Genomic DNA, 7,761 nt, shown 5'->3' with positions numbered 1-7,761 from the left:
AGCAGCATGGGTTTGGTGACCCAGCCGAAGATCGGCGGCAGATTGAAAGCTTCCGCCGTCGGCGGCGTGAATTCGTCGCCTGCGGCTAGTACCAGCGCGCCCAACTGGGCTCCTTCCGAGTTCTCCCGGCCGGCGTTCACTCCGCCGGGGGAATCGTCACAAACCTGGACTTAACGTACCGGATACAGTTCCGGCACCATGCAGGGCATCCCCTATGTATAGGGGTGAAGCCTGTGGCGGACGATACCAGGGGTGTCATAGGCAGCCGTACGGGCGTACTTCTTGATCGCTCAACCGGGGAGCCACGCTCATTCGTCCGGGGAATGCTGGGCCGTTCGAGGGACGACGATCGTCGGGGTCCGCGTCGTCTTGAACGCCACGACTTCGGCCACCGCCCACGCGACCACGACCACCAACATGCCGAACGCCAACGCGGGTCTGCTGAAACTGTCCACGTCCTTCAACAGCAGCATGACCACCAGCAACACGGTCATCTTCACTGCGTAACCGCCCAATGCCAGCCCCATGAGAGCGCTGGGCGGGCGCGTCGCCGCCACCCGCATCATCGTGATCGTCACCAGGGACGAGCCGAAACCCAACACCACCCCGAATCCGGAACCCACGAGTCCTAATTCGCCGGCGGTCAGCGTGGCGACGCCGATCGTGACCAGAGCCAACGGCAATGTCAGCCGTAGGCCCCAGCGCAGAATCGCGTCGGCGAGCAGGTAGATCGACTTCGCGTGGACCGCGCGGGCCTCGGCGCGGGCGGCCTCGTCGTCCGCCTCGCTGTTCACCGCGTCGGGCGTCGTGCCGCCCTCCACTGAGTTCATCCCGTCGCTCCCTGATCACCGTGCCCGACTGTCGATCGACTCGTCGCCCCGGCCGTGTCGCGCCGGAGATGGCCTCGACGGCCCGAGCGATCCGGGAAACAGCCTAGGTGGTGGTGCTCTCGCGTTGCCGTCTCAGCCGGGGAACAAGTGAGATGAGAGCCGCGACCACCAAGCCTGCGCACATCGTCCAGAACACGGCGCTGGTGTCGAAGAGAGTGACCGCGACGGCACCGAACGCCAACATCCCCGCCCACAGGTAGATCAGCAGAACCGCCCTGCGCTGGGAATGCCCGATCTCGAGCAACCGGTGGTGCAGGTGCATCTTGTCGGCGGCGAAGGGGCTCTCCCCCCGGCGCGTCCGGCGGATGACGGCCAGGACGAGGTCGAGCAACGGCAGGAACAGCACGGCCGCCACCACGAACAACGGGGACAGCAGCGCGACGACGTCGGTCGCGTCGAACGAGATGTAGTTGATCCTTCCGGACGCGGAGGTACTGGCGGCGGCGAGCATCAGGCCGATCATCATCGACCCCGAGTCGCCCATGAAGATCTTCGCCGGCTGGAAGTTGTGCGGAAGGAACCCGAGACACGCACCGGCCAGAGTCGCGGCGATGAGCGCGGGCGGATACGTACCCACGTCACCACCGGACTGGGCGAGCAGACCGAGCGAGAACGTACACGTCGCCGCTGCCGCGATGAATCCGAGACCACCGGCCAGACCGTCGAGACCGTCGACGAAGTTCATCGCGTTGACCATGACGACCACCAGCAACACGGCCAGCAGCCCGCCCTGGTTCCGGTCAAACATGAGCACATTGCCGAGAGCGTCGGCGTCGCCGCCCCAGGGCACCCACAGCGAGACCCACTGCACTCCGAACAACACGAGGATGCCCGCGCACATGACCTGGCCCGCGAGCTTGGTCCACGCATCGAGCTCGAAACGGTCGTCCAACGCGCCGATCAACACGATCACGCCGCCGCCGAGGAGAACCGCGATCGGGTCGAACGAATACTCGAAGGCACGTCTGAGCACCGGAAGCTGGTGCGCCATCGCCATGCCTCCGACCACGCCGAAGTACATGGCGACGCCGCCCATCCTCGGGATCGGCACGACGTGGACGTCACGCTTGCGGGGAATGGCGACGGCTTTCACCTTGATGGCGAATCGGCGCACGACAGCGGTGAGCAGGAAAGTCAGCGCGGCGGAAACGAGACCGACGAGAAGGTATTCCCGGATCGGAAGGCCGGCGGGTACGGCGGAATTCACGACCGCGTCACCTTCCGAAACCGGTGCGAAGGACACACGGGAAGATCACAATGCGCAACGTTATCGCTACCGATCACAGTCACTGCGCCCGGCCGATCTCCATACCGAGTGCTTCCGACACCGCCTCGGCACTGACGGCGCCCTCTCGCAACAATGACGGGCTCTCTCCGGTGAGATCCACGATCGTGGAAGGCACGGCCTCACCACTGGGACCACCGTCGAGATACACCGCAACGGACCCACCGAGCTGCTCCCTGGCCTCCTCCACCGTGGAAGCCGCAGGACGCCCAGAGACGTTCGCACTGGAGACAGCCATGGGGCCGACCTCGCGCAGCAATTCGAGCGCCACGGGGTGAAGCGGCATACGCAGCATCACCGTGCCGCGCGTGGTACCGAGATTCCAGTGCAGACTCGGCGCGTGCGAGACGACGATCGAGAGATCACCGGGCCAGAACGCCTCGATGAGGGTCCTGGCCTCCCGGGACAGTCCCAGCACCAGCCCGTCCACGGTGGACCAAGAACCGACGAGGACCCCGACCGGCATGTCGGGTCCCCGGTGCTTGGCCTGGAGCAGAGCCCGCACCGCCTCCGCGTCGAAGGCGTCGGCGCCGATCCCGTAAACGGTGTCGGTCGGCAGGACCACAAGCCTGCCCGAACGCACCGCCGAGACGGCCGCCGCCAATCCGTCGGCCCTCGTGTGCGGTTCACTGCAGTCGTACACCGCGCTCATGCGCGTCAGCTTAGCGATGCCCTTCCGAGGAGCCATCGCCCGCGGTTCACACCCTCCGCGCGGTCACGAAGCGGGGACGACCAGCGAGATCGTTGTGTGTGGTCACGTCGGTGAGCACACGGCGGACCTCCAACAGTGGCGGCACCGACTTCGCGTGGGTGTCGTCATGTTCGATGGCGACACCACCCCCGGGCCGCAACAGTCGGGCCGCCATCGTGACGACGTGCCGGATGATGTCGAGTCCGCCCTCCGCTGCGAACACGGCCTGGGGTGGATCGTAATCGGCGACCTCGGGCGGCACGGGGGTTCCTTCCGGGACGTACGGCGGGTTGCACAGCACCAGGTCCACCAGTCCGTCGAGCTCGGCGAACACCGTGTCATCGGTCACATCGCCGGAGTAGAGCCTGATCGGTGTGTCCCCCGCCTCCGCGCGAAGGTCGGCGTTGTGACGGGCCCAGGCCAACGCGTTCGGGTCGTTGTCCACCGCGTAGACGACCGCGTCCGGCCTGGCCTCGGCCACGGCCAGCGCGAGTGCGCCCGAACCGGTACACAGGTCGACCACCACCGGGTACTCGCGCCCTTTGAGCAGCCGCAGTCCCCACTCCAGCAGCAGTTCGGTCTCAGGGCGCGGAATGAACACGCCTGGCCCCACCTGAACGCTGACACCGCCCACCACGGCCTCGCCGGTGAGGTACTGCAGCGGTACGCGTTTAGCCCGTTCGGCGACGAGCCGCCCGATGGCTTCCACCACCGGAGGATCGACGAGGGGGACCAGCGGCAACCTGCCACGCTCCACGCCGAGCACGTGGGCGGCGATGAGCTCGGCGTCGGTACGTGGCGATGCCACACCGGCCTCCTCGAGGGTGCGAGCAGCCTCCAACAACGCCAATCGCAGGGGCAGTCTCTTCACGGTCCCAAGCCTGGCACATGCCTCCGATGGAGTTCTCGCAAGTACCGCCGAAACGGACACCGACCATGTCGGACGCCGTTCACCGCGCGCGGACTCCCGAAAAGCTCTTGGGGGCCACAACAAGGATCACAAGATCGATGTTCGAGCCGATCCGTGTCTTTCCCCGGGCGCGAACCGGTCCGACCCCCACACTGAGAACCGAGGCGCCACAACGGAAACGATCCTCCACTTCAGACACCATCGTACACGTCGGCGACGTCTTCCCCCGAAAAACAGCCACCGGATAGCGCGAGCACGGACCACCGTCGGGACGGACGAACCTCGGTGGACACACCGACACCCTCGAGCGACCACGCCACCCAGCTTTCGCCGATCCGGGCCGCCTGTGGGCTCACCTCATCAATCGCCGGAGACCTGTGCCTCGGCCATCCGCTCCTCACGGTCGGCGGCGAGCAACGCCTCGAGCACACCGGACAATTCGCCGTCCAGGACCTGGTCGAGGTTGTACGCCTTGTAATTCACGCGATGGTCGGAGATCCGGTTCTCGGGGAAGTTGTACGTGCGTACACGCTCCGAACGGTCGACCGTCCGCACCTGCGAACGACGGGCGTCGGCGGCCTTCGCCGCGGCCTCCTCCTCGGCCAACGCCTGCAACCGCGCCTGCAACACCTGAATAGCACGAGCCCGGTTCTGGATCTGCGACTTCTCGTTCTGACACGACACGACGATGCCGGTCGGCAGGTGTGTCACACGGACAGCCGAGTCGGTGGTGTTGACACTCTGCCCACCGGGACCCGACGAACGGAACACGTCGATACGCAGATCGTTCGGATCGACCTCGACCTCGATCTCCTCGGGCTCCGGGTAGATCAACACTCCTGCGGCGGAGGTGTGAATACGGCCCTGCGACTCGGTGGCCGGCACCCGCTGCACCCGGTGTACTCCACCCTCGAACTTCAGGCGCGCCCACACGCCTTCGGCTTCGGCGCCCTTGCTCTTGACGGACACCGTGACGTCCTTGTAGCCACCCAGATCCGACGGGGTCGCGTCGAGGATCTCCGCCGTCCAACCCTGCCGCTCGGCGAAGCGCAGATACATCCGCAGCAGGTCACCGGCGAAGAGCGCGGACTCCTCCCCGCCCTCTCCCGATTTGATCTCCATGACGACATCGGAGCCGTCGTACGGATCGCGTGGCAGCAGCAGCTCCGCCAGCTTGGCCTCCAACGCGGACACCCGCTCGGCAAGGCGATCGGCCTCCTCGGCGAACGAGGCGTCCTCCGCCGCCAACTCCCGGGCCGTGACGAGGTCCGAACGCGTCGTCTCCAACTCGTCCACCGTCTTGGCCACGGGCGAAAGCTCAGAGTAACGGCGCCCCAACTTGCGGGCACGCGCCTGATCGGCGTGCACCGCCGGGTCCGCCAGCTGCTCCTCAAGCTCGGCGTACTCGTCGAGCAGCCCCCGCAGTGTTTCCGATTCCACCGGCCGCACCCTTCCTCAGAACGCCTGTACAGGCCATCGTCGAACACGAAACGGCGCCCGCTCCTGCCGTGCTCAGCAGAAGCGGGCGCCGTCGACGAAGCTACTTCTTGCGCTTGCCGTAACGAGCCTCGAAACGCGCCACACGACCACCGGTGTCGAGGATCTTCTGCTTACCCGTGTAGAAGGGGTGGCAGTTCGAGCAGATCTCGACCTGAATGGTGTCGGACGGAGCGGTGCTGCGGGTGGTGAAGGTGTTACCGCAACCGCAGACCACCGTGGTGACGTGGTAATCGGGGTGAATCCCGCTCTTCATGGTGTCCTCTCCTCATGGCCGCCGGGTCCCCGCTGCCCGCGGGGTGAACCGGAGCCGGACGTCAGCGAAAGCAAGTTTGCCAGAAGAACCCAACGCTCTCCCGTGCGCCCTTGTTCCCGCCTGGTCAGTTCTCGTCCGCACCGGGTGTGTTCTTGGAGACCTGCATCAAGAACTCGATGTTGGTCTTGGTCTTCCGCAGCCGGTCCAGCAGCAAGTCGATGGCCTGCTGCGAGTCCAGCGCGTGCAGCACTCGGTGCAACTTGTGGGTCACCGCCAGCTCGTCGGGCGAGAGCAGCAGCTCTTCCTTACGAGTACCCGACGGGTTGACGTCCACCGCGGGGAACACCCGCCGTTCCGCGATCTTGCGGTCGAGCTTGAGCTCGGCGTTACCCGTGCCCTTGAACTCCTCGAAGATCACGGTGTCGCCGGTGGAGCCCGTCTCCACCATCGCCGTGGCGAAGATGGTGAGCGAGCCACCGCCCTCGATATTGCGGGCGGCCCCCAGGAACCTCTTGGGCGGGAACAGCGCCGTCGAGTCGACACCACCGGACAGGATGCGTCCGGACGCCGGGGCGGCGAGGTTGTAGGCCCGACCGAGACGAGTGATCGAGTCGAGCAGCACCACCACGTCGTGTCCCATCTCGACAAGCCTCTTGGCCCGCTCGATGGACAGCTCCGCCACCGACGTGTGGTCCGACGGCGGACGGTCGAATGTGGAGGCGATGACCTCCCCGTTCACCGACCTCTGCATGTCGGTGACCTCTTCGGGACGTTCGTCCACCAGCACCACCATGAGGTGGCACTCGGGGTTGTTCGTGGTGATCGCGTTGGCGATGTCCTGCATGATCGTCGTCTTGCCCGCCTTCGGCGGGGAGACGATCAGGGCACGCTGCCCCTTGCCCACCGGCATCACCAGGTCGATGACCCGGGTGGTGAGCTTGTTCGGCGTGGTCTCCAGACGCAGCCGTTCGTTGGGGTACAACGGCGTCAGCTTGTGGAACTCGGGGCGCTTCTTCGCCACCTCGGGATCCAGACCGTTGACCGAGTCCACCCGCACGAGTGGGTTGAACTTCTGCCGCTGCTGCTCGCCCTCACGCGGCTGCTTCACCACACCCGTGATGGCGTCGCCGCGGCGCAACCCGTACTTACGTACCAGTGACAACGACACATACACGTCGTTCGGCCCCGGCAGGTATCCGGAGGTCCTCACGAACGCGTAGTTCTCCAGCACGTCGAGGATGCCCGCGACAGGCAGCAGGACGTCGTCCTCACGGATCTCGGTGTCGGGACCACCGCTGCCCTCGCCACGTCCACGACGGCGACGATCACGGAAGCGCCGACTCCGCCGGCCCCCACGCTCATCGTCGTCCTGAGCGCTGTGATGGCTGTTCTGGCCCCCACCGGCGTTGCCGTGACCGCGCTGCTGCTTACCGTCGGACTTGCCGTCCCTGCCGTCGCCGTCGCCGTCACCGCGCTGGCTCAGCGCCTCGTCGTCCTGCTGCGGCGCGCCCGACTCCGTCGTGCTCTGCGAGCTCCCACCACGGCTGGAGGAACCTCGGCGGCGCCTGCTCGGCCTGCTGCTGCCACCGCCGTCGTCCTGCGTATCGGCAGACGACCTGCTCTCCTGTCCGGCGTCCTTGGTGTCCCTCGTCTCCTTGGCATCCTTGGCGTCCTTGACGCCCGCGTCGCCGGCCGCCTTGGTGGACTTGTCGGACTTGCCGGGCTCCGCGTCACTTGCGGCGGTCTTTCCCGAAGAAGTCTCGGTACCCGGCTCGGCGGCCTGCTTGGCTTCCTGCTTGGCTTCGCCGCGCTTGACCTTGGTTTCGCCGGTTTCGCCCACACCCTCGAGAGGGAGCGTCGATTCTTCGGCGGCCACACCGCTCGTGCCCGCGGAACCGCTGCTCTTGGTGGTCGTCCTCGTCCGCTTCGTCTTACCCTGACGCTCACGAATGGCGGCGATGAGGTCGCCCTTGCGCATACCCGTGGTGCCGGTGATGCCCAGCTCAGCAGCAAGTTCGCGCAACTCCGCGATCACCATGCCCGACAGCCCGCCGGGCTTCCGCTTCGGGGTCGTTCCCGCGCCGTTGGATCGCGGCGCCTGCTCCCCCGAGTCAGACGTTGCAGACGATGCAGCTTGGGGCTCCACGTCGCCGCTCAACAGATCGGTGTTGCTCACACATGTCCTTCCTGACCGGCCCACACTCCACGCGCAGACCAGCGGACCACCGCCCG

Annotated in this window: 7 protein-coding genes and 1 pseudogene; all 8 read right to left on the bottom strand. The window is 66.4% G+C overall.

Annotation, left to right across the window (positions count from 1 at the left end; all coding sequences use genetic code 11):
- Positions 1 to 104 (bottom strand): annotated as a pseudogene (locus M7H19_RS04800) (F0F1 ATP synthase subunit A); the annotation flags it as partial.
- 204 nt (positions 105 to 308) lie between these two features.
- Positions 309 to 830 (bottom strand): hypothetical protein, encoded by a 522-nt coding sequence (locus M7H19_RS04795; RefSeq protein ID WP_298177532.1) that lies wholly within the window; start codon positions 828 to 830, stop codon positions 309 to 311.
- A gap of 103 nt (positions 831 to 933) precedes the next feature.
- Positions 934 to 2,097, bottom strand: coding sequence for an MraY family glycosyltransferase (locus M7H19_RS04790; protein ID WP_298177530.1), 1,164 nt, complete (start codon positions 2,095 to 2,097; stop codon positions 934 to 936).
- Between the two features lie 79 nt (positions 2,098 to 2,176).
- The gene (locus M7H19_RS04785; protein WP_298177527.1) at positions 2,177 to 2,827 is read right to left on the bottom strand and encodes an L-threonylcarbamoyladenylate synthase; all 651 of its coding nucleotides are present in this window, start codon (positions 2,825 to 2,827) and stop codon (positions 2,177 to 2,179) included.
- 46 nt (positions 2,828 to 2,873) lie between these two features.
- A complete protein-coding gene (gene prmC / locus M7H19_RS04780; RefSeq protein ID WP_298177525.1) occupies positions 2,874 to 3,737 on the bottom strand; it encodes a peptide chain release factor N(5)-glutamine methyltransferase in 864 nt (287 codons plus the stop codon).
- Positions 3,738 to 4,136: 399 nt separating this feature from the next.
- Positions 4,137 to 5,216, bottom strand: a complete 1,080-nt coding sequence (gene prfA / locus M7H19_RS04775) for a peptide chain release factor 1 (RefSeq protein WP_298177523.1) — start codon at positions 5,214 to 5,216, stop codon at positions 4,137 to 4,139.
- Between the two features lie 100 nt (positions 5,217 to 5,316).
- Positions 5,317 to 5,529 carry a 50S ribosomal protein L31 gene (gene rpmE / locus M7H19_RS04770; protein ID WP_298177521.1) on the bottom strand — a complete coding sequence of 71 codons (213 nt, stop codon included), beginning with the start codon at positions 5,527 to 5,529 and terminating at the stop codon, positions 5,317 to 5,319.
- A 124-nt stretch (positions 5,530 to 5,653) separates the two neighbouring features.
- Positions 5,654 to 7,705 carry a transcription termination factor Rho gene (gene rho, locus M7H19_RS04765; protein WP_298177534.1) on the bottom strand — a complete coding sequence of 684 codons (2,052 nt, stop codon included), beginning with the start codon at positions 7,703 to 7,705 and terminating at the stop codon, positions 5,654 to 5,656.
- Between the last annotated feature and the right edge of the window lie 56 nt (positions 7,706 to 7,761).

This window comes from Saccharomonospora sp., assembly GCF_027317685.1.
Taxonomy (GTDB): Bacteria; Actinomycetota; Actinomycetes; order Mycobacteriales; family Pseudonocardiaceae; genus Saccharomonospora.
This window is presented reverse-complemented; position numbering and strand designations above follow the sequence as displayed.